Raw genomic sequence first — 22,341 nt, forward strand, 5'->3', positions numbered from 1 at the left:
CGCCGAGGCGCTGTTCCATTACCAGCCAATATCAACCGGTAACAGGCATCACGCACATTCAGCCCACCCGTACGTGGGACAACACACTCGGAGGAAGGGTGCCGTGTCCGGCGGCCGGCCCAATGAGCGGGGCTCCGCACCCCGTGCGGGAGGCCCGGGATGTGCCACACGGACGCCGCCGGTTCCGGCGGCCCCGCCCCTCCCTGCCGCCACAGTCCGCCATGACACGGAAAAGCCGGTTCCCGGCACCTGACGGACGGTGCCGGGAACCGGCGGGATCGGACTGCGCGTGACTCAGGCCGCGTGCACGATGTCCTTCTGCTCGGCGAAATGGCACGCCGAATCGTGGGCCGCGGGGGTGTCCAGGCCCTTGAAGACCTCGGGCACCGCGAGCAGCGGCACCTGCTCGGCGCACTTGTCCTGCGCCTTCCAGCAGCGGGTGCGGAAGCTGCAGCCGGACGGCGGGTTGGCCGGGGAGGGCACGTCGCCGGTCAGGATGATCCGCTCACGGCGCTCACGGGCCTCCGGGTCCGGCACCGGCACGGCCGACAGCAGCGCCTGGGTGTAGGGGTGCGTCGGGTGCTCGTAGATCTGCTCGTCGGAGCCGATCTCCGCAATCTTCCCGAGGTACATCACGCCGACCCGGTCGGAGATGTGCCGGACGATCGACAGGTCGTGCGCGATGAAGATGTAGGAGAGGTTGAACTCGTCCTGCAGTCGCTCCATCAGGTTGATGACCTGTGCCTGCACCGACACGTCGAGGGCCGACACCGGCTCGTCGCAGATGATGATCTCGGGGTTGAGCGCGAGACCCCGGGCGATGCCGATGCGCTGCCGCTGACCGCCCGAGAACTGGTGCGGGTAGCGGTTGATGTACTCGGGGTTGAGACCGACGACGTCCAGGAGCTCCTTCACCTTGCCGCGCCGGTCACCCTTCGGAGCCACCTCGGGGTGGATGTCGAAGGGCTCTCCGACGATGTCGCCCACCGTCATGCGGGGGTTGAGCGAGGTGTACGGATCCTGGAAGATCATCTGGATGTTCCGGCGGACCGCCTTCAGCGCGCGCCCGGACAGCCTGGTGATGTCCTGGCCCTTGTAGAAGACCTCACCGGCCGTCGCACGCTCCAGGCTCATCAGGAGCTTGGCCACCGTCGACTTGCCGCAGCCGGACTCACCCACGATGCCCAGGGTCTCGCCCTGGTACAGGTCGAAGGAGACACCGTCGACGGCCTTCACCGCGCCGATCTGCCGCTTGATGACGATGCCCTGCGTCAGCGGGAAGTGCTTGACGAGGTTGCGCACCTGCAGGATCGGTTCGCCGCGGTCGACCGGCGTGTCCAGGGCGGCGAGCTCCTCCTCCACGGAGTGCGTGTCGGCGACCTCCACCTCGGAGACGTTCGGCGTCGCGTCGGTCGGCTCGGCGGACTTGGTCGGGTCAGCCATGGATCGTCTCCTTCCAGAAGTGGCACGCGCTGGCGCGGCCCGGCAGTTCCGTTCCGTCCCGCTCGGTCACCTGGACCAGCGCCGGACGCTCGGTGCGGCAGATGTCCTGAGCACTCTCACAGCGCGGGTTGAAGGCGCAGCCGCTCGGCACCTTCAGCAGGTTGGGCGGCAGGCCCTTGATCGCGTAGAGCTCCTGGCCCTTCTGGTCCAGGCGCGGGATCGAGTCGAGCAGGCCGCCGGTGTAGGGGTGGGCCGGGCGCTTGTACAGCTCGTGCACCGGCGCCGTCTCGACGATACGGCCCGCGTACATCACCGCGATCTTGTCGGCGACGTCCGCGACGACACCGAGGTCGTGGGTGATGAGGATCAGACCCATCTGGTACTCGCGCTGGAGCTCCGCGAGCAGGTCCATCACCTGGGCCTGGACCGTCACGTCGAGGGCCGTGGTCGGCTCGTCGGCGATGATCAGGTCCGGTTCCAGGGCCAGCGCCATGGCGATCATGATGCGCTGACGCATACCGCCGGAGAACTGGTGAGCGTAGTCGTTCACCCGGGCCGCGGCGCCCGGGATCTTCACCCGGTCCATCAGTTCGATGGCCTTGGCCTTGGCCTGCTTGCGCGACATCCCCTGGTGGACCCGGAACATCTCGCCGAGCTGGTAGCCCACGCTGAGCACCGGGTTGAGGGAGGACAGCGCGTCCTGGAAGATCATGGCGATCCGCGCGCCGCGCAACTTGCGCCGCTCCTCGCCGGACATGGTGAGCATGTCCTGGCCGTAGAAGCGGATCTCCCCCTTGGGGATCCGGGCCGGCGGCATGTCGAGGATGCCCATGATCGCCTGTGCGGTCACGGACTTGCCGGAGCCGGACTCGCCGAGCACGGCGAGCGTCTCCCCGGATTTCACCGAGTAGTTGACGCCGTTGACGGCTCGGACCACACCCTCGCGGGTCTGGAACTCGACGTGCAGGTCACGTACTTCGAGCAGCGGGGCGGTGTTGCCGCCGTCGCCGGATCGCGGAGCCGGGATGGCGTCCTTTGAGTCGATGTCGGTCACGTACGCCTCCCTCAGCGCATCTTGGGATCGAAGGCGTCGCGGACCACGTCGCCGAGCATGATGAACGCCAGCACGGTAATACTCAGAGCACCGGCCGGGAACAGCAGGGCGTGCGGCGAGGTCAGGAACCGGTCCTGGGCGTCACTGATCATCACGCCCCAGGAGATGTTCGGGTACTGGATGCCGATACCCAGGTAGGACAGGGCGGCTTCGGCACCGATGTAGACACCGAGGTTCATCGTGGTGATGACGATGACCGGAGCGAGCGTGTTCGGCAGGATGTGCCGGAACGCGATCCGCCACGAACCCGCGCCCAGCGCCCGAGCGGCCATCACGTAGTCGTTGTACTTGTTCGCGATGACCTCGCCGCGCATGATCCGGAAGACCTGCGGCCAGCCGAGGATCGCCATGATGAGGGACACCGACCAGACGTCACCGCCACCCCAGACCGACATGATCAGCAGACCGCCGATGAGGAGCGGCAGGCCCGCGAACACCTCGGTGATCCGGGACAGCACCGCGTCCGCCCAGCCGCCGATCAGGCCGGCCAGCATACCCACCAGGCCGCCGATCAAGGTGGTGGCGATGGTGGTCACCACACCGACGACGATGGAGTTGCGCGTGCCGTACACGGCCCGCGTGTAGATGTCGCAGCCCTGCACGTCGAAGCCGAACAGGTGCCCGGACCCCGGCCCGCTCATGGAGTTCTGCAGCTGGCAGAAGCCGTCCGAGAACGGGGAGCGCGCCGTGAACAGGCTGGGCGCGATCGCCAGCGCGAGCAGGCACACGATGACGAGAGCGGTCACGATGAACATGGGCCGCTTGCGCAGGTCCGCCCAGCCGTCCTTCAGCAGGCTCGCCTGCCGGGCCGCGGCCTTCTCCTCGGCCTCGATCTCCTTGACGAGGGCGGCCTCGTCGGTCGTGGGCCTTTCTATCGTCTTCTCACTCATAACGGATCCTCGGGTCGAGCACGGCGTACAGCAGGTCCACGACGAGGTTGGCGACCAGGTAGATGAGCACCAGCAGGGTCACCAGACCGACCACGACGGGTCGTTCGCGCAGATACAGGGACTGGGCCAGCTGGCCACCGAGCCCGGGCATGTTGAACACGCGCTCGGTGATGATGGCGCCGCCCATGAGGGCGCCGAGGTCGAAGCCCAGGAAGGTGACCACCGGAATCATGGAGTTGCGCAGCGCGTGCACGCCGATGACGCGGCGCCGGGGCAGGCCCTTGGCGATCGCGGTACGGACGTAGTCGGCGCGGATCGACTCCGTCATGCTCGACCGGACCAGCCGCGCGATGTACGCCATGGAGGTCGCGGCCAGCACGATGGCCGGAAGGATGTAGCTCTGCGGCCAGCCCTTCTCGATACCGGCGACCGGGGTGAGCTTGAGGTTCATGCCGAACTCGAGCTGGAGCACGCTACCGAACACGAAGACCGGGATCGAGATCAGCACGAGGGTCGCGACCAGCACGACGTTGTCGAGGAACTTGCCCCGCTTCAGAGCGGAGAGGATGCCCGCGACGACGCCGATGACGGCCTCGATGGTGAAGGCGGTCAGGCCCAGCTTGAGGGTGACCGGGAACCGCTCGGACACGATGTCGGAGATGGCACGACCGTTGTACGTCTCACCGAGGTCACCGGTGAAGACGCCGGTGATGTAGTGCCAGTACTGCTGGTACAGCGGTTCGTTCAGGTGGTAGTGCGCGCGGAGGATCGCCGCGATGTTGGGGTCGGCGCGCTTGTCGCCGGCCAGTGCCTGGATCGGGTCGCCGGGCAACGCGAAGACCAAGCAGAAGATGATGAACGTGACGCCTATCAACACAGGGATCACCTGCAGGAGACGGCGCACGACGTATCGGCCCATGGGTACTCCAGAGGGGGGTGCTCGATCCGCCCGCGGCCGGGGCGGCGGCACTGTCGGACGGAAGACGGCAAAAAGGGTAAGCAGGGGAAGGCTTTGAGCTCCTCCCCTGCTCACCCCCTGTCCGCTGTATCGGACCTGCTCAGATACGGATCAGCTGAGCTTGACCGTGTCCCACAGGATCTGGTGACCGGCGATCTTCATCGACTTGATCTTGTCGCTGAAGCCCGCGTTCAGGGTGTAGAAGTACACCGGGATGTACGGCATGTCCTTCAGCAGGACGTCGTCGGCCTGCTGGTAGAACTTGACCGCGTCCTCGTGCGTCGGAGCCTGGTCGCCCTTGACGAGGAGCTTCTCGAAGTCCTCGTTGACGTAACCCGAGTAGTTCGAGCCGTTGGCGATGGCGTCCTTCGAGAAGACCGGACGGAGGTAGTCCTCCGCGTCCGGGTAGTCCATGCTCCACGCCATACGGAACGCGCCCTGGTACTTCTTGGCGTCCAGGTCGTTGAGGATGGTCTGGAACTGCTCGAACGGCTTGGCCGTGACCTTCAGGCCCAGGTTCTGCTGGAGCTGGTTGGCGACCGCCTCGATCCACTCCTTGTGGCCGCCGTCGGCGTTGTAGCCGAGCTCCAGCTTGTTGCCGGGCAGGCCGCCGCTCTGCTTGTAGAGCTCCTTGGCCTTGGCCACGTTCAGGGTGCAGGCGTCACCGCAGGCGCCCTTGCGGTAGCCGTCGATGATCGGGCTGATGTAGTCGTCCGCGGGCGTACGCGCACCGAGGAAGACCTTGTCCGCGATCGTCTGCCGGTCGATGGCCATGGAGATGGCCTTGCGCAGGTCGGCGTTCTGGAACGCCTTGTTGTACTTGATCGGGAAGCCGATGTAACCGACGGCCGAGTCGGCCTCGTCGATCGTGCGGTTCGGCAGGTCCTTCTTGTACGTCGGCAGGCCCGAGGTCGGGACCGTCAGCAGGCTGTCGAGGTTGCCGGCGACGAGGTCCTTGTAGGCGGTGTCCTGGTTCGAGTAGATCTTGAAGTTGACACCCTTGACCTCGATCTTCGAGGCGTCCGGGTACTTGTCGTACTTCGTGGTGGCGATCAGCTCGTTGTGCTTGAACTTGCCCTTCATCTCGAAGGGGCCGTTGCCGATCGGCGCCTCGCCGAAGCCCTTCGGGTCCTTGAAGAACGCCTGGGGCAGCGGCACGAACGCCGTGAAGGACAGCTGCGACGGGAACGCCGAGAACGCGCCGCTGAGGGTGATCTCCAGGGTGCTGTCGTCGACGGCCTTCAGACCCGACATCTTGTCGGTCGACGGCTTCTTGCCCTCGCCCGGGTTCAGGTCGCTGTAACCCGCGATGTGACTGAACAGCGGGTTGGTCTGCTGCGCGTTGGTCTGGTTCGCGCCGTAGTTCCAGGCGTCGACGAAGGACTTGGCGGTGACCTTCTCGCCGTTGTGGAACGTGTAGCCCGACTTGAGCTTGATCGTCCAGACCTTGTTGTCCTTGGTGTCGATCGACTCGGCCATGGCGTTGACGACCTTGTTGCTGGCGTCGAGCTTGGTCAGACCCGTGAAGAGGGCGTTGATGACCTGGCCGCCCTCGGTCTCGTACGTGTTGGAGGGAACCAGCGAGTTCTGCGGTTCGCCGATCTCCACCGAAACGACGCCGCTGCCCTTGCTCTTGCCCGAGCTGCTGTCGCCCCCGCCACCGCCACAGGCCGTCGCACCCAGCGCCACAACCGCAGCTATCGCAACCCACTTGGCGCTCTTGGCACCACGCATGGGGCTCCTCCTCATGAGTCCATTGGTTCACCACTTGGAAGGGCACATGACACATCACCGTCACCGGCGCCTGAAACGGTCAAGTGCCCCCGCGCTCGTGAGTCGGCGCCACCAGCAGCGCATGACCCGTTGATCCGAGCTCTACGCGCCTAACTATCTGCCATGGGTCAGTGCCCGAACCACACTCACAAGGTCTCGGTTCGATCACACCTGGCGCCCACTTCTTCCAAAATCCGGACAAAGGGTTTCATGAAAGATCCCTGCGAAACGGACTTGTTACACATCTATCGGTTCCGGCTGTCCGTATTCCGGACGCAAGGGGCAAGAAATCCGGTTGCGACTATCGTGGTCGCCATGCGGGGGTGCCATTGGCGTGCTCGCACACCGCACAACCTGCGGGGCGTCTGCCCGTCGCGCGACCAACAAGTGCCCGCGCCGAGGCCGTTCGACGATCAAGCGCGCATACCCACCGCGCACGGCTTCGCCGCGGGGGCGACGTCGCGCCGCCCCATCGGGGCAACGACCTGTCCGGTCAGCAGGGTAGTGCGAATCGGCCATCCTGTGAGCTCTCCCCCTGCGCTTCGAGGGTTTTCCCTACCGTTTCCGGGCGCCCCACGGTGAGAGGCGGCGGCCGGGTTCCGTTATGCACCGTTCGCCCTTTCCCGGACCAGGAGCACTCCCGGAGCAGGGCCACGCAAAAAGCCAGAGTGCCCCGCGGAGGGGGCACCCTGGCTCAGGTCGGCCGACGGACGAGGGCCGGTGGGCCCTCGGCCGGCCGTCGGATCAGCCGTTCTTGGCGCGGCTCGCGGCGCGGGCGCGCTCGCGGCCGTCCAGGTTGACCTTGCGGATCCGCACGGCCTCCGGGGTCACCTCGACGCACTCGTCGTCGCGGCAGAACTCCAGGGACTGCTCCAGGGAGAGCTTGCGCGGCGGGACGATCGCCTCGAACGAGTCGGCCGCGGCCGACCGCATGTTCGTGAGCTTCTTCTCCTTGGTGATGTTCACGTCCATGTCGTCGGCGCGCGAGTTCTCGCCGACGATCATGCCCTCGTACACCTCGGTGCCGGGGTCGGTGAACAGCACGCCGCGCTCCTGCAGGTTCGTCATCGCGAACGCGGTGACGGCGCCGGCGCGGTCGGCGACGAGCGAACCGTTGTTACGGGTCGACAGCACCCCGAACCACGGCTCGTGGCCCTCGTGGATGGAGTGGGCGATGCCCGTGCCGCGCGTGCCGGTCAGGAACTCGGTACGGAAGCCGATCAGACCGCGGGAGGGGACGACGAACTCCAGGCGGACCCAGCCCGAGCCGTGGTTCGACATGTTGTCCATGCGGCCCTTGCGGACGCCCATGAGCTGCGTGACCGCGCCCATGTGCTCCTCGGGCACGTCGATCGTCATGCGCTCGACCGGCTCGTGGGTCTTGCCGTCGATCTCCTGGGTGACGACCTGCGGCTTGCCGATGGTCAGCTCGAAGCCCTCGCGGCGCATCTGCTCGACCAGGATGGCGAGCGCGAGCTCACCACGGCCCTGGACCTCCCACGCGTCCGGGCGCTCGGTGTCGAGCACGCGCAGCGAGACGTTACCGACCAGCTCGCGGTCCAGGCGGTCCTTGACCTGGCGGGCGGTGACCTTGCGGTCCTTGACCGCGGCCTTGCTGTCCGCGCCCTTGCCGGTGGCACCGCGGCCGACCATCGGCGAGGTGTTGGTACCGATGGTCATCGAGATCGCCGGCTCGTCGACCGTGATGAGCGGCAGCGCGATCGGGTTCTCGGTGTCGGCGAGGGTCTCGCCGATCATGATGTCCGGGATACCGGCGACGGCGCAGATGTCACCGGGGCCCGCCTTCTCGGCGGGCTTGCGGGTGAGCGCCTCGGTCATCAGCAGCTCGGTGATGCGGACGTTGGACATCGTGCCGTCGCGCTTGATCCACGTGACGGTCTGGCCCTTGCGCAGCTCGCCCTGCTCGACGCGCAGCAGCGCGATACGGCCGAGGAAGTTGTCGGCGTCCAGGTTGGTGACGTGCGCCTGGAGCGGGGCGTCCTCGTCGTAGGACGGGGCCGGGACGGACTGCAGGATCGTGCTGAAGAACGGCTCCAGGCTGTCGCTGTCGGCCGGGACGGTGCCGTTCTCCGGCTTGGTCAGCGAGGCCACACCGTCACGCGCGCACGCGTAGACGATCGGGAACTCGATCTGGTCCTCGTCGGCGTCGAGGTCGAGGAAGAGGTCGTACGCCTCGTTCACGACCTCGTCGATGCGCGAGTCGGGCCGGTCCGTCTTGTTGATGCACAGGATGACGGGCAGGCGGGCCTGCAGCGCCTTGCGCAGCACGAAGCGGGTCTGCGGCAGCGGTCCCTCGGAGGCGTCGACGAGGAGGACGACCGCGTCCACCATCGACAGACCGCGCTCGACCTCGCCGCCGAAGTCGGCGTGGCCGGGGGTGTCGATGATGTTGATCGTGATGACCTCGCCCCCATCCTTGGGGTGGTACTTCACGGCCGTGTTCTTGGCCAGGATCGTGATGCCCTTCTCACGCTCCAGGTCGTTCGAGTCCATCATGCGGTCGTCAAGCGACTCGGCGGCGTGCGCGGCGAAGGCACCGGCCTGCTTGAGCATGGCGTCGACCAGGGTGGTCTTGCCATGGTCGACGTGGGCGACGATGGCGACGTTGCGGATGTCGTGGCGCGTGGCCATATTGAGGCGCTTCTCCCGGAGTGAGTGGACGGCCTCCGCAGCCGCGGGGCCTGCCGGGCTGAACACGCCACGGCCTTACCCCATGGTACGTGGCCTTGACGGAGGCCGCCCCCGCCGGGGGTTCGGGCCCCGGCGGGGGCGGCCTGCGGGCGCGGCTCGGCGGGGCCCTGCGCAGGCCCGCGGATACGCGGGCGCGCGGGCGGCCGCTCGGCGTCGGCGCCCCGTGCTCCTCAGGGGGAGCTGGGGGTCGCCGACGGCTTCGCGCCCTTCTTCAGAAAGCCCATGTCCTCGTAGAGCGGGGTCTGGAATCCGAAGGAGCCGGCGTTGGCGAGGTTCGGGCGGACGGCGGTGAGCTGGGGGCGCTGATACAGGGGAATCGATCCTGCGGCGGCCCAGATCCGTGCGTCGGCCTTGCGGACCAGAGCCCGCTCCTCGTCCTCGTCCAGCGTGCCGATGGCCTGATCAAACAACTGATCCACCTGGTCGGTGCCGACCCGGGTGTAGTTCTGCTCGACGGTGAGGGAGCCGTCGGCGGCCGGGACCGGCTTCGCGAAGATCGGGCGGGCGTCGGTGGCCGGGAAGGCGGAGGCGGGCCAGGAGTACAGCGCCAGGTCGTACTGGCCGGAGGCGATGTGGTCCTTGAAGTAGCTGTCGCCGGCGACCTTGGTCGTCTCCGTACGGATGCCGATGCGCTCCAGCATCCGCGAGATGTGGTCGGCGACGGTGTTCAGCGACGCCGCGCCGGGGCCGGAGGGCAGGACGAAGCGGAGCGTCAGCGGCTTGCCGTCCTTGGCGAGCACACCGGAGGCCACCCCCGCGGGGGCGGCCGTGCCCTTGGGCGCGTAGGCGCCGGGAGCCCCGCCCTGACGCGTGTCGTGGTGGGCGTACCGCTTGCCGTCGAACCGCGTGCGGGTCTGTTCGTCCGAGTGGCCAGTCCGCCGGCCCTCGGACTCGCCGGCCGGGTCCGCCTTCGCCCGGTCGGTCCCGGCCGGCTTGTCGTCGTCGCCGACGATGTACGTCCCGTCGTCGGAGCCCGGCTCGGCACCGGGGGCCGCCTTCCTCCCCTCGGGCCCGGCCGCCTTGCCCTTCTCCTTGTCCTTGTCCTTCTTCTCCTCCTTCACCGGACCCCCGGGCACCCAGCCCGCGTCCAGGAGCAGCGCCTGCGCCTCCTTGGCGTCGTGGCCGCCGACCGCGCCGCTGTTGTCGGCGTACGCCTGCTGGCCGGCGAGCGCGAGGTGGCTGCCGACCGGTACGGCGGGCAGGCCCAGCGGCTTGAGCACGGTCTGCGCGAGTGCGTCGCGGTCGAGGGCGCGGGCGACGGCGCGGCGGACGCGCTCGTCGGCGAGGGGACCCTCGGAGCCGTTCAGGGCGAGCTGGGTGTACGCGGGTTCGAGGGACTTGCGGACGACGAAGCCGCTCAGGCCGTTCTGCTCGGAGGTGTACTGCGCGGCGGAGGGGTGCGGCGCCTGGGCGGGGTCGAGCGTGGTGCCTGGGGTGCCCGTGGTGCCTGGGGTACTCGCGGTGCCCGTGGTACCTGGGGTGCCCGGGCCCTGCATCGGGGCGCTGCCCCTGGCTCCGGCCGCGAGCGTGATCCGGCCGGCCTCCTCGGCATCGACGTCGGCCATGTCGATCTTGTTCGCGGCGAGTGCGGTGGCGCGGTGGTCGCGCGGGACGGCGACCAGCGCGATCTCCGCGAGCTTGGCGGGGCGGCCCCACCAGCGGGGATTGCGGGTGAGGTGGATCTCACCGGTCTTGCTGTCGACGCTCTGCAGGGCGAAGGGGCCGGCGGTGACCTTCAGTTTGCTGCGGGCACCGTCGTTGAAGGCGGCCGCGGCACCCATGACGTCCTTCGGGTACAGCGGCGAGAACAGCGACTTCCAGTCGGCGTACGGGCGGCTGAAGGTGACCCGGACCTCCAGGTTGTTCTTGCCTCGCTCGATCTTCTCGATGCGGTCGTACCCGGCGTTGCGGGCCGTCCAGTACGCGCTGTCCTTGCCGGACAGGGCGCGCCACTGGGCCGCGAAGTCGTCGGCGCCGATCTCGCGGCCGTCGCTCCAGACCGCCTGCTGGTTGAGCTTGTAGAGGACGACCTGCTTGGGCTCCTCGTCGACGACCTTGGCCGATTCCAGGTAGTCGGGGTTCAGCTGCGGGCGGCCGTCGCGGTCGAGCCGGTACAGGGAGGGCAGCACGGCACCGGCGACCCGTGACGTCGTGGCGTCGGCGTCGGCCTGGAAGGTGTTGAGGGTCGCCGGGACGTCGTCGACGGCCCATCGCAGGGTGCCGCCGTCCGTGACCTGGTTGCGGCCCGCGGGCGCGATGTCCTGCGCGGCGACGGGACTGACCTTCTCCTCGTCGTCCGCGCTGCACGCGGTCAGGACGGGCACCGCGAGCGCGCCCGCGGTCAGGAACGCGACCGAGCGCATCACCGCGCGCAGTCCGACGCCGTCGTGGGACATCACTGCAACCTCCGGTGGGGGGACAGGCTGGATCTGATCATTTTTGGTCGGATATGCGGTTGATCAGATGTATGCACCCACTGAACGGAAGAAAGGGTGCGCGGGGGCGCCGACACGGCGGGGGCGCGCGGAAGTCCACCCGTGCGGCGCAATGAACGGGGTGCCTCGGGCGGGTCCGCCGCGTGCCCTGTGCCGTTCCGTGGGCGCCCTCCTCACGGGGTTGTGCCCTCGCGGGGGCGCCCGGCATACGGATGGGGACGGGGGACGGCCCGGGATACCGGCCGGGCGGGGACCGGAGGCTCGCGGCACCGCAGGGTCCGGGGATTCGGGGCGGGGCCCGGGGCGGGGACGAAACGCTGGATCACGGCGGCGTACAGGCGGCCCGGCCTACCCGGCGCGTGCAGAGCGTGCGGGGGCGCGCTCCGGAAGGTTCGATCCGGGAATCCGTGCATACGCCTTCACAGGGGCTCATGTGACGCGCAACACTCGCAGGCGCATGAACGTTGCCGCCTTGGGCCACAGAGCCCGTGGAAGTGAGGGCAAGTCATGTCCGTGCACGAGGAACTCACGTCCGTCCAGCGTTGTCTCGACGACCTGCTGAGGTCGATGGGACGCCTGGAGCAGCAGCTCGGCGGCGGGCTCGACATGCGTCGCGCCCGCGCCGACGCCGACCACCTGCGGGAAAGCGTGGCGCTGCTGCGCGAGTCCGCACCCGGGCTCACGAAACCCCTGCGCCCCGACCTCGTCTCCATCCCCGACACCCCGTACGACAACTCCCTGTGGACGGACTCGGACGACGAAGGTCTCGGCGCCCGGGACCGGCACGCCCCCTGACCCGACCGGAGAGTCATAAGTTGGCCACTGGTACGGAACCCCATCCGAACAGCGGCGGCGTACGGACCGGTACGCGCGCCGCGATCGCCGCCCCGCATCTGCGCACCGACCGCTGGTGGCTGGCGCCGGCCGCGACCGCGGCCGGGCTGCTGGCCTTCATCGTGTACTCGACCTGGCGGGCCTTCGCGGACACGGACTACTACGCGGCGCCGTACGTCTCGCCGTTCTACTCGCCGTGCCTGGCGGAGCGCTGCCGGGCCATGGACGCGGGGCCGAACGCGGACCTGTTCGGCAGTTGGTGGGGCATCTCCCCCGCGATCATCATCCTGGTCTTCCCGCTGGGCTTCCGGCTGACCTGCTACTACTACCGCAAGGCCTACTACCGGGGCTTCTGGGCGTCTCCCCCGGCCTGCGCGGTGGCGGAGCCGCACAAGAAGTACACCGGCGAGACCCGCTTCCCGCTGATCCTCCAGAACATCCACCGGTACTTCTTCTACGCCGCGATCCTCGTCGCCGGCACCCTCACGTACGACACCGTGCTCTCCTTCCGCGACGAGCACCACCACTGGGGACACATGGGCCTGGGCACCCTGGTCTTCCTGCTCAACATCACGCTGATCTGGGCGTACACCCTCTCCTGCCACTCCTGCCGGCACATCGTCGGCGGAAAGCTCAAGCACTTCTCCAAGCATCCCGTGCGGTACCGGATGTGGCAGTGGGTGGGGAAGCTGAACGCCCGTCACATGCTGCTCGCCTGGGCGTCGTTGGTGAGTGTGGCGCTCGCCGACTTCTATGTCTTCCTGGTCGCGTCCGGCGCCTTCGACGATCCGAGGTTCTTCTGATGTCCGTGGTCGACCGGCAGGAGTGGGACGTCGTCGTGGTCGGCGCCGGCGGCGCGGGGCTGCGGGCCGCCATCGAGGCCCGCGAGCGCGGCGCCCGTACGGCCGTGATCTGCAAGTCGCTGTTCGGCAAGGCGCACACGGTGATGGCCGAGGGCGGCATCGCGGCCGCGATGGGCAACGTCAACTCCGGCGACAACTGGCGGGTCCACTTCCGCGACACCATGAGGGGCGGGAAGTTCCTCAACCAGTGGCGGATGGCCGAGCTGCACGCCACGGAGGCCCCCGACCGGGTCTGGGAGCTGGAGACCTGGGGCGCCCTCTTCGACCGCACGGCGGACGGGCGGATCTCCCAGCGCAACTTCGGCGGACACGAGTACCCGCGGCTCGCCCATGTCGGCGACCGGACGGGACTCGAACTCATCCGCACGCTCCAGCAGAAGATCGTCTCCCTCCAGCAGGAGGACATGAAGGAGACGGGCGACTACGAGAGCCGCCTGAAGGTCTATCAGGAGTGCACCGTCACCCGGGTCCTGAAGGACGGCAACCACGTCTCCGGGGTCTTCGGCTACGAGCGCGAGTCCGGGCGCTTCTTCGTCCTGGAGGCGCCCTCCGTCGTCATCGCCACCGGCGGCATCGGCAAGTCCTTCAAGGTGACGTCCAACTCGTGGGAGTACACGGGCGACGGCCACGCGCTGGCGCTGCTGGCGGGCGCCCCGCTGCTCAACATGGAGTTCGTCCAGTTCCACCCGACGGGCATGGTCTGGCCGCCGTCGGTGAAGGGCATCCTGGTCACCGAGTCCGTCCGCGGTGACGGCGGTGTGCTGCGCAACTCCGACGGCAAGCGGTTCATGTTCGACTACATCCCGGACGTCTTCAAGGAGAAGTACGCGCAGTCCGAGGAGGAGGGCGACCGCTGGTACGAGGACCCGGACCACAACCGGCGTCCCCCCGAGCTGCTGCCCCGCGACGAGGTCGCGCGCGCCATCAACTCCGAGGTGAAGGCCGGCCGCGGATCGCCGCACGGCGGAGTCTTCCTCGACGTGTCGACGCGCATGCCCGCCGACGTGATCCGGCGCCGACTGCCGTCCATGTACCACCAGTTCAAGGAGCTGGCGGACGTCGACATCACGGCCGAGGCGATGGAGGTCGGCCCCACCTGCCACTACGTCATGGGCGGCATCGCGGTCGACTCGGAGTCGGCGGCGGCCCGTGGCGTGCCCGGCCTGTACGCGGCCGGCGAGGTCGCGGGCGGTATGCACGGCTCCAACCGGCTCGGTGGCAACTCCCTCTCCGACCTGCTGGTGTTCGGACGGCGGGCGGGACTGCACGCCGCCGAGTACGCCGCAGGCCGGGCCGGGGACCGCCCGGCCGTGGACGACGCCCAGGTCGACACGGCCGCCGCCGAGGCGCTGCGGCCCTTCTCCGCCGAGGGCCCGGTACCCGGCGAGGCAAACGGCCGCCCACCGGAGAACCCGTACACCCTGCACCAGGAACTCCAGCGGGCCATGAACGACCTGGTCGGCATCATCCGGCGCGAGGCCGAGATGGAACAGGCCCTGGAGAAGCTCGCGGACCTGCGGGTACGGGCCCGCCGGGCGGGCGTCGAGGGTCACCGGCAGTTCAACCCCGGCTGGCACCTCGCCCTCGACCTGCGCAACATGCTGCTGGTCAGCGAATGCGTGGCCCGCGCCGCCCTGGAGCGCACGGAGTCCCGCGGCGGTCACACCCGCGAGGACCATCCGGTGATGGAGCGGGTCTGGCGCCGGGTCAACCTGCTGTGCCGGCTCGCGGACCCCACCGGCGGACTGGCGGCGACCGACCCGGTGCGCGGCCAGATCGACCTCACCCGCGAGAACACCGAGCCCATCCGCCCCGACCTGCTCGCCCTCTTCGAGAAGGAGGAGCTGGTCAAGTACCTCGCCGAAGAGGAGCTCTACGAGTGAGCAGCTACGAGGCCCGCTTCAAGGTGTGGCGCGGGGACGTGCAGGGCGGCGGCCTGGAGGACTTCGCGGTCGACGTCAACGACGGTGAGGTGGTGCTCGACATCATCCACCGGCTCCAGGCGACCCAGGTCCCCGACCTGGCCGTCCGCTGGAACTGCAAGGCGGGCAAGTGCGGTTCGTGCTCGGCGGAGATCAACGGACGTCCGCGGCTGATGTGCATGACCCGGATGTCGGTGTTCACCCGGGAGGAGACCATCACCGTCACACCACTGCGCGCGTTCCCCGTCGTCCGGGATCTCGTCACGGACGTCGGCTTCAACTACGCCAAGGCGCGGGAGGTGCCCGCCTTCGTGCCCCCCGCCGGGCTCGGACCCGGCGAGTACCGGATGCGGCAGGAGGACGTGGACCGTTCTCAGGAGTTCCGCAAGTGCATCGAGTGCTTCCTGTGCCAGGACACCTGCCATGTCGTACGGGACCACGAGGAGAACAAACCGGCGTTCGCGGGGCCGCGTTTCCTGATGCGGGTGGCGGAGCTCGACATGCATCCCCTGGACGCCGCGGCCGACACCGGCCTGGACCGCGGGCGCACCGCCCAGGACGAACACGGCCTCGGCTACTGCAACATCACCAAGTGCTGCACGGAGGTCTGCCCCGAGGGCATCAAGATCACGGACAACGCCCTGATCCCCCTGAAGGAACGGGCGGTCGACCGCAAGTACGACCCACTGGTGTGGCTGGGCTCGAAGATCAGGAGGCGGGAGGCGTAGCGGGGCGGCCCGGACGGCGGGCCAGCATCTGGAGCGCCGAGCCCACCAGGAACACGGCGGTGCCGGAGAGCACGTAGGGCGCCATCCGGATGTCGGGCCCGCGGAGCGGACCGAGGAACTCGAACACGCCCATGCCGAGGGCGCTCACCAGTGCCCCACAGCCCCACAGCCTCGGCCTCACGACCCGGTAGCGGCCGAGCGGCGGCAACCAGCCCGCCGTGATCGCCGCGATTCCGGCTGCCACCAGCCCGCCCAGGGCGAGCACCATGCCCACGGTCACCCACGACATGTCCATCGGTTCCATCCCCTGGCGCGCGCACCCGGCACGCCCTCCGATCATGGCACGCGGGGTCCCGGCCCTCCAGACACTTGACGAACTCCTGACGGGACGCCCTGTCCGGTTCCGCCGCGGGGTCAGCGGACCCATCCCCGCTCGTACTGCGCCCAGTCCTTCTCCCGGGCGGCGAAGTCCACGTACGCGGCGACGCCGAAGTTCTCGCGGGTGCGGTCGGTGCGGGAGAGACCGAGGCGGACGCCGCGGACGGCCGCCTCGACGGTCTCGGCGGACCCGTGGTGGTCCATGTTGTCCTCGTAGTAGAAGGGCATCCCCATCAGCAAGTCGGTCGTCTCCGGGGTGACTTCCAGGGCGAGCGACGTCTGCTGGGCGACATAGCCGCCGTACAGGCTCTCCAGCGGGAGCGCCGTGTCGTACGACATCACGGCGATCTGGTCGACCCGGCGGGCGACCTGACCGAAGAACGCCTGGGACCACCACTTGGGGTGTCCCGTGACCGTGCCCCAGACGGAGTGCAGCGACGGCAACGGGTCGATCTGGTGCGCGGCGACGGAGAGCAGGGCGCCGTGGGCGCGGGTGACGCGGCGCAGGTCGCCGAGGAGGGAGAGATAGTCCGCGTCGCCGGAGTGCAGCGGCTCCAGGTCGAAGTGGGCGCCGGCGAATCCGGCGTCGAGGACCTGCCCGGCGGAGCGGACCACGGCGGTCCGGGTCGCGGCGCGTTCCAGGCGCAGTCCGACCGGGCCCTCGGTCGCGAGTTCGTCGCCCAGCCAGGCCTGGACGCGGACGCCCGGCATCTCCCGGTGGATCGCCCCGATGAGCCAGCGCGCCCTCGGGTACGCGGACGCGGGCAGCGTCCCGTCGTGCTCCAGGGGACCCGCGTGCACGTAGAGGTCCCGGACGCCGGTCGTGCGCAGCCGCGCCGCCAGCGCCCTGACGTCCGCGTCCTTCTTACGGCCGTCGACCCAGGCGTGGCCCATCCAGAGGGCGTCACGGTGTCTCGTGTACGTACCGGCGGCCGGGTCCCCGGCGTAGTCGACGCGCAGGGCGATGCCCGCGGCGAGCGGCGGGAGCAGCAGGACGAGGACGAGCGCCGACGCGATGCGCCTGGGCCATCGCAGAGCGGGCCGCCGCCAGACACCGGCCAGACGCCGGAGGCGGCTGGGGGTGGTGCTGGGGGTGAGGGCGGGGGCGGGGCCCGTTCGCGGGTCCGGTCCTTCGCTCGACGCGTCCGGCGCTCCCGTTCGTAGGTCCGGCTCGGGCGGTGCCGGTGCCGGTCCGTCCTCGGTGCCCGGTTCCCCGTCCCGTCCTGTCCCCGGTTCCGTCCGCTCCGTACCCATCCCCCGTGCCCCCTCCGTACGCCCCTGTATCCCCCGTACCTTAGGTGCGCCCGGCTCGGCGCACCCCGGTCGCGCCCTCGGGCCCGCGGTCATACGCTCCCAAATGTGACGTCGCCCCTGAGCCGGACCCGGTCGCGCCGAGCCACGTCCTCCATAGCCGTGCGGGTGGCGCATGCCGCGCTCGGGGGGCTGGTGGCGCTGGGGTGGCTGCTGCTGCCCGTCGCCCGGCCGGGCCCCGCGGACTCCGCGGAGTGGCGGGGAAAGGGGCCGGTGGTCGAGGAGGTGTCGGCGGCGCCCGGACAGGGGGGCACGTCCGCCGACGATCTGGTGCTTCCCGTCGCCGCGGTGGCCGTCGCGGGCTCGCTGGCCGCGTACGCCTCCGTCCGGCGAATACGCCGCGCGCGGACCCGTACGACGCCCGGCAAGGCCGTCCCGGGAACCGTGCCGCTCGCCGAACTCGACCGGCTCGCCCGGCAGTCCCTCGTCGGGACCGACGACTGCGTGCGCACCAGCGCCGAGGAACTCGACTCCGTGGCCGCCCTGTTCGGCCGGGAGGCGGTCGGAGCCTACGCGGAGGCGGTGGCGTTCGCGCGCTCCGAGCTGATGGTGGCCTTCCGGCTGCGGCAGCGGCTGGACGACACCGCGCCGGACGACGAGGAGGACCGGCGGCGGACGCTGGAGGAGATCCGCGCGCGCTGTGCGGAGGCGGGGCGGCGGCTGGACGCGGAGGCGCCGGGGTTCGACCTGCTGCGCGCCCTGGAACGGTCCGCGCCCGCCGCGCTGGAGTCGGCGGAGGCCCGCTTCCGGGAACTCGCCCGCCGCGCGCCCGCCGCGCAGGCGACGCTCGCGGGGCTCCACGAGCGGTACGCGGCGTCCGCGTCCCTGCCCGTCGCCGGACACGTCGAACAGGCCAAGGACAGGCTCTTGTTCGCCACGACCCACCTCAACCGGGCCCGGCAGTCGCTCGACCGGAGCGAGGTCGCGCGGGCCGCGGCGTATCTGCGGGCCGCCGAGGGCGCCATCGGGCAGGCGGACGTCCTGCTGACCGGCGTCGACCGGCTGGCCGCCGAACTCGACGCCGCCGCCGTCCGGTTGCCCGCCGCGCTGGCCGGCGCCGACACCGACCTCGAACGGGCCCGCGCGGTTCCGGCCGGAGCGGTCGGCGGAGCGCTGTCCGGTCGCGTCGCGCACACCGGCTCGGTCGTCGCGGACGTACGCCGGGAAGCGGCGAGCGGCCCGTACGACCCCTTCGACGCCCTGCGCCGGGTGGTCCGGGCCGCCGCGACGCTGGCCGGCACCCCGGCCCTCGGCCGGGACGAGGATCGCGGCCCGGCCCTGCTCGACGAGGCGTGTCCGGTGGCCCGCGGCGCCGTCATGGCGGCGGACGACTTCGTCACGACGCACCGGGCGGTGGTGGGCTCCGAGGCCCGGACCCGGCTGGCGGAGGCGGAACGCCGTCTCACGCTCTCGTCCCTCACCTTCGCCGACGTCCAGCGGGCCGACGCGCTCGCCGGGGAGGCCCGGTGGTTCGCGGAACGGGACGTACGGACGTACGGCAATCCGTACGGCGGCCCGGAGGGCGGCGGAGTCCGCGGCGCCGTGCTCGGCGGGATCCTGCGCGGGAGCACGGACCTGGGCGGGACGCCGGAGCCGGGCGGGACGCCGGAGCCGGGCGGGACGCCGGTCCCAGGCGGGGATTCGGACCCGGGCGGGGATTCGGACCCGGGCGGCGGCACCCCCGGTGGCGTCGAATCCGGGGACGTGGCTTCCCAGGACGTGGCTTCCGGTGGCATCGCCACCGGGGACGCCGCGTCCCTCGGTGTCGCGAGCTTCGGTGGCCCGCGCACGCGCTACCGCCGGGCGGTGTCCGCCCCCGCACCGGTCAGAACAGGCTCAGCAACGCTTCCGCCGGGTCCGTGAGCGTCGTTCCGGCGTCCGGGAGGGGCAGTTCGAACCAGACCGTCTTGCCCCGTGGTGTGCGCCGTGAGCCCCACGCGGCCGAGAGCAGGCCGACGAGCTGCAGACCCCGGCCGCCCTCGTCCGTGTCCCGGGCGCGGCGGCGGCGCGGCTGTACGAGGCCCGCGTCCCAGACCTCGCACACGAGTGTCCGGTCGAGCAGCAGCCGCAGCCGGATCTCGCCCTCGCCGTACCGCAGGGCGTTCGTCACCAGCTCGCTGACCAGCAACTCGGTGGTGTCGACGAGCGGCTCCAGGTCCCAGGCGGTGAGCTGGGTACGGGCGTACTCGCGGGCCCGGCCCACGCTGCGCGGCTCACGTGGCAGGGTCCAGTCGCCGACGGAATCGGCGGGCAGTCCCTGGACACGCGCCATCAGCAGCGCGATGTCGTCCTCCCCGTGGTGGGTGTCGAGGGTGTTGAGGACGTGGTCACAGACGTCCTCCAGGGGGCGGGAGGGGTCCGTCAGCGCCCCGACGAATGCCTGCAGGCCCTCGTCGAGGGGGTGGTCGCGCGATTCGACCAGTCCATCCGTGTAGAGCGCGAGAAGGGCACCTTCGGGCAGTTCGACCTCGACCTCCTCGAAGGGCTCGCCGCCCACGCCCAGCGGCATGCCCGGCGGCACGTCGAGCATCAGCGCGCTCTCGCCGGGCTCCACCAGGACGGGCGGCAGATGGCCCGCGTTGGCGAAGGTGATCCTGCGGGTCACGGAGTCGTAGACCGCGTACACGCAGGTCGCGAGATACACCTCGGAGAGGTCCGCGTCGCGCGGCTGGCGGGCCGCGCGGGTCGCCTGCTGGACACCGCCGGGGGTGCCCAGACCGCGGGCGATCTCGTCCAACGCCGACAGTACTTCGGCGGGTTCGAGATCAAGGAGTGCCAAGGTCCGTACGGCCGTGCGGAGTTCACCCATCGCGACGGCGGCGCGCAGCCCGCGGCCCATGACGTCGCCGACCACCAGCGCCGTGCGGTGACCGGGGAGTTCGATGACGTCGAACCAGTCGCCGCCGACCTCGGTGGCCGCGTTGCCTGGCAGATAGCGGCAGGCGATGTCGAGTCCGGAGGCCTCCGGGTCGCCCGGCGGCAGCAGGGAGCGCTGCAGGATCAGGGCGCGTTCGTGCTCGCGGCGGTACAGGCGGGCGTTGTCGATACAGACCGCGGCGCGCGCCGCGAGCTCCACCGCGAGGGAGCGGTCGCGGTCGCCGAACGGCTCACTGCCCTTCGTGCGGGAGAACTGCGCGAGTCCCACGACGGTGTCGTGCGCGACCATCGGCACGGCGAGCGTGGACTGGATGAGGCCGCCCTCCTCGGCGGGGACGTGCCGGGGGCGGGCGGTGCGCAGGGCGTCAGCGCAGGGCGAGTTGAACGAGAAGTGGTGGACGGCGCCGACGGCGACCGGGGCGGGTCCGCCGACGAACGGCGCGTCGGAGACGGCGCTGGCGAAGGCGACCCGGCGCAGCTCCGCGCTGCCGTCGGCCAACCCGGGCGGGGTCTCGTCGCCGGCCAGCAGGCCCTGGTAGAGGTCGACGGTCGCGAGGTCGCAGAATCCGGGCACCACGACGTCCAGCAGCTCGCGGGCGGTCGTCTCCAGGTCGAGGGAGTTGCCGATGCGGGCGCCCGCCTCGTTCAGAAGGGCGAGGTTGCGGCGCGCGGCCGCCGCTTCACGCGCCGCGGCACGACGGCTGGTGATGTCGGTTCCGAGCCAGGCGATGCCGATGGGGCGGCCGCTGCCGCTGTGGACGCGGTAGAGGTTGACCGACCAGTGACGACGTTCCTCGGAACCGGGCACGAATCCGGCGACATGCATGTCCGTGATGGAGTCGCCGGTCTCCAGGACCCGCCGCAGGGTCGCGGCGACGCGCTCGGCCTCGGAGCGCGGCAGGTAGTCGTGGACCGTGCGGCCCCGGTGGGCGTCGACGTCGCCGCCGAACACCGAGGCGAACCGCTCGTTGGCGCGGCGGACCCGGAGATCCGTGTCGATCAGGAGGAAGCCGAACGGAGATTGACCGAAAATCGCCTGCGAGGCGGCGAGGTCCGTCTCGATCCGGCGCAGGGTCCGGACGTCCACGACGATGCATACGGCGGCCCGCTCGCCGTCCTCCGTCGTGGTGGGCATCACATAGACCTCGGCGAGGCCCTCCTCGCCCTCGTCGCCGCTCTCGGAGGGCGGCATCCGGAAGGGGACCACGCCGGTCCACTCGCGGCCGTCCAGGATCTCCGCCATCTTGCGCTGCCCGAACTCGCGCCGGTCGGCGGCGACGAACGCCTTGATGGGGTCCATGCCCACGGCGCGTTCCGCGGATATGCCGAAGAGCTGCTCGGCCCGCAGACTCCACTGGTCGACGAGTCCGTCGGCGCCGATGGAGAACGAGGCGACCTTGATGTAGTCGTACATGGAACCGGGTGGACTGCTCTGCCACACCACGTCGCCGGCCGCCTCGGCCGGGGGTTCGACGGGTGCCACGACCGGCACCACGACGGACGTCCCGGACGCCGCGCGGACCGGTGTCCCGGCCGGGGCGTCGCCCATGGCGCCGGTGGTGCCGGCTGTCGCACCGTTCGTCGCGCCGTCCGCCACGCTCTCGCCCGGACCGCCGTCGCCCGCGTCCGCCGTCGCCGCGGCCATGGCTGAGTCGCCCGTGGCCCCAGCCCTCGCGCCGCCCGACGGGTCCTCGGACTCCGTGGCCTTCGCTGGTATCTCGCTCACGCGAACCGTCCCCTCCAGCTCACCGCGCCCGGCACCGGTCACCGGGGGCGGCTGCCCGCAGTATCCAGCACTACGGCGCCGCACAACACGGTGTTCACGATCACAGCACGGTCCCGATGGTTTTTGGACCGGCCGCGACATACACACCAGTCTTCTAACCAGGTGGCGCCCCATCGAATCAAAGACTCCGGACAACACGCGTGGCCCGAAACGATCGACCACCCCGTCCCCCGTCCGACGGACCCTCAGACGGACGGCCGACAGACCCTCGGACGGGCGGCGCACAGGCTCTGGGACGGATGCCCGCCAAGCTCTCCGGCGGCCCCTCGGTCGGGCACGTCCGGCTCGGCACGTTCGGCACGTTCGTCATGTGCAGC

15 protein-coding genes are annotated in these 22,341 nt (G+C 70.3%); 5 read left to right on the plus strand and 10 right to left on the minus strand.

The annotated features are described in order from the left end of the window. Positions 1 to 294: 294 nt before the first annotated feature. The 7 genes from ABZV34_RS02420 to ABZV34_RS02450 form a co-directional block, all read right to left on the minus strand. Complete coding sequence (locus tag ABZV34_RS02420) at positions 295 to 1,443, minus strand: dipeptide ABC transporter ATP-binding protein (RefSeq protein WP_356270619.1); 1,149 nt, start codon at positions 1,441 to 1,443, stop codon at positions 295 to 297. Continuing rightward, positions 1,436 to 2,488: an ABC transporter ATP-binding protein gene (locus ABZV34_RS02425; RefSeq protein WP_356270737.1), complete on the minus strand. Its 1,053-nt coding sequence runs from the start codon at positions 2,486 to 2,488 to the stop codon at positions 1,436 to 1,438. The genes ABZV34_RS02420 and ABZV34_RS02425 overlap by 8 nt, the downstream gene beginning before the upstream one ends. Before the next feature lie 20 nt (positions 2,489 to 2,508). Beyond that, a complete protein-coding gene (locus ABZV34_RS02430) occupies positions 2,509 to 3,447 on the minus strand; it encodes an ABC transporter permease (RefSeq protein WP_356270621.1) in 939 nt (312 codons plus the stop codon). Beyond that, entirely contained in the window at positions 3,440 to 4,366 is a 927-nt protein-coding gene (locus tag ABZV34_RS02435; protein ID WP_356270623.1) for an ABC transporter permease, read from the minus strand. The genes ABZV34_RS02430 and ABZV34_RS02435 overlap by 8 nt, the downstream gene beginning before the upstream one ends. Positions 4,367 to 4,516: 150 nt before the next feature. Continuing rightward, entirely contained in the window at positions 4,517 to 6,139 is a 1,623-nt protein-coding gene (locus tag ABZV34_RS02440) for an ABC transporter substrate-binding protein (RefSeq protein ID WP_356270625.1), read from the minus strand. A 783-nt stretch (positions 6,140 to 6,922) separates the two neighbouring features. After that, positions 6,923 to 8,830 carry a translational GTPase TypA gene (typA, locus tag ABZV34_RS02445; RefSeq protein WP_356270627.1) on the minus strand — a complete coding sequence of 636 codons (1,908 nt, stop codon included), beginning with the start codon at positions 8,828 to 8,830 and terminating at the stop codon, positions 6,923 to 6,925. A gap of 230 nt (positions 8,831 to 9,060) precedes the next feature. Further along, positions 9,061 to 11,286, minus strand: coding sequence for an ABC transporter family substrate-binding protein (locus ABZV34_RS02450; protein WP_356270629.1), 2,226 nt, complete (start codon positions 11,284 to 11,286; stop codon positions 9,061 to 9,063). Between the two features lie 546 nt (positions 11,287 to 11,832). On the opposite strand from ABZV34_RS02450, the gene ABZV34_RS02455 reads away from it, so the two are divergent. The 4 genes from ABZV34_RS02455 to ABZV34_RS02470 are packed head-to-tail and all read left to right on the plus strand — an operon-like array spanning position 11,833 to position 15,672. After that, positions 11,833 to 12,120, plus strand: coding sequence for a hypothetical protein (locus ABZV34_RS02455; RefSeq protein ID WP_356270631.1), 288 nt, complete (start codon positions 11,833 to 11,835; stop codon positions 12,118 to 12,120). Between the two features lie 20 nt (positions 12,121 to 12,140). Continuing rightward, positions 12,141 to 12,962 (plus strand): hypothetical protein, encoded by an 822-nt coding sequence (locus ABZV34_RS02460; protein WP_356270633.1) that lies wholly within the window; start codon positions 12,141 to 12,143, stop codon positions 12,960 to 12,962. Then, on the plus strand, positions 12,962 to 14,905 hold the full coding sequence (locus tag ABZV34_RS02465; protein ID WP_356270635.1) for a fumarate reductase/succinate dehydrogenase flavoprotein subunit: 1,944 nt from the start codon (positions 12,962 to 12,964) through the stop codon (positions 14,903 to 14,905). Before ABZV34_RS02460 ends, ABZV34_RS02465 begins: the two co-directional genes overlap by 1 nt. Beyond that, positions 14,902 to 15,672 (plus strand): succinate dehydrogenase/fumarate reductase iron-sulfur subunit, encoded by a 771-nt coding sequence (locus ABZV34_RS02470; protein ID WP_356270637.1) that lies wholly within the window; start codon positions 14,902 to 14,904, stop codon positions 15,670 to 15,672. Before ABZV34_RS02465 ends, ABZV34_RS02470 begins: the two co-directional genes overlap by 4 nt. On the opposite strand, the gene ABZV34_RS02475 is transcribed toward ABZV34_RS02470, so the two are convergent. Together ABZV34_RS02475 and ABZV34_RS02480 are read right to left on the minus strand one after the other, a co-directional pair. Beyond that, the gene (locus ABZV34_RS02475) at positions 15,653 to 15,961 is read right to left on the minus strand and encodes a hypothetical protein (protein WP_356270639.1); all 309 of its coding nucleotides are present in this window, start codon (positions 15,959 to 15,961) and stop codon (positions 15,653 to 15,655) included. The two genes, ABZV34_RS02470 and ABZV34_RS02475, sit on opposite strands and share 20 nt — an antisense overlap. Before the next feature lie 125 nt (positions 15,962 to 16,086). Beyond that, the gene (locus ABZV34_RS02480) at positions 16,087 to 17,304 is read right to left on the minus strand and encodes a hypothetical protein (RefSeq protein WP_356270641.1); all 1,218 of its coding nucleotides are present in this window, start codon (positions 17,302 to 17,304) and stop codon (positions 16,087 to 16,089) included. Positions 17,305 to 17,409: 105 nt separating this feature from the next. Between ABZV34_RS02480 and ABZV34_RS02485 the strand changes: the two genes are divergently transcribed. Further along, complete coding sequence (locus ABZV34_RS02485; RefSeq protein WP_356270643.1) at positions 17,410 to 19,224, plus strand: hypothetical protein; 1,815 nt, start codon at positions 17,410 to 17,412, stop codon at positions 19,222 to 19,224. Here ABZV34_RS02485 and ABZV34_RS02490 read toward each other — a convergent pair. Continuing rightward, entirely contained in the window at positions 19,187 to 21,964 is a 2,778-nt protein-coding gene (locus ABZV34_RS02490) for a SpoIIE family protein phosphatase (RefSeq protein WP_356270645.1), read from the minus strand. The genes ABZV34_RS02485 and ABZV34_RS02490 overlap by 38 nt on opposite strands. Between the last annotated feature and the right edge of the window lie 377 nt (positions 21,965 to 22,341).

The organism is Streptomyces sp. NPDC005195, assembly GCF_040608315.1.
GTDB lineage: Bacteria > Actinomycetota > Actinomycetes > Streptomycetales > Streptomycetaceae > Streptomyces > Streptomyces kaempferi.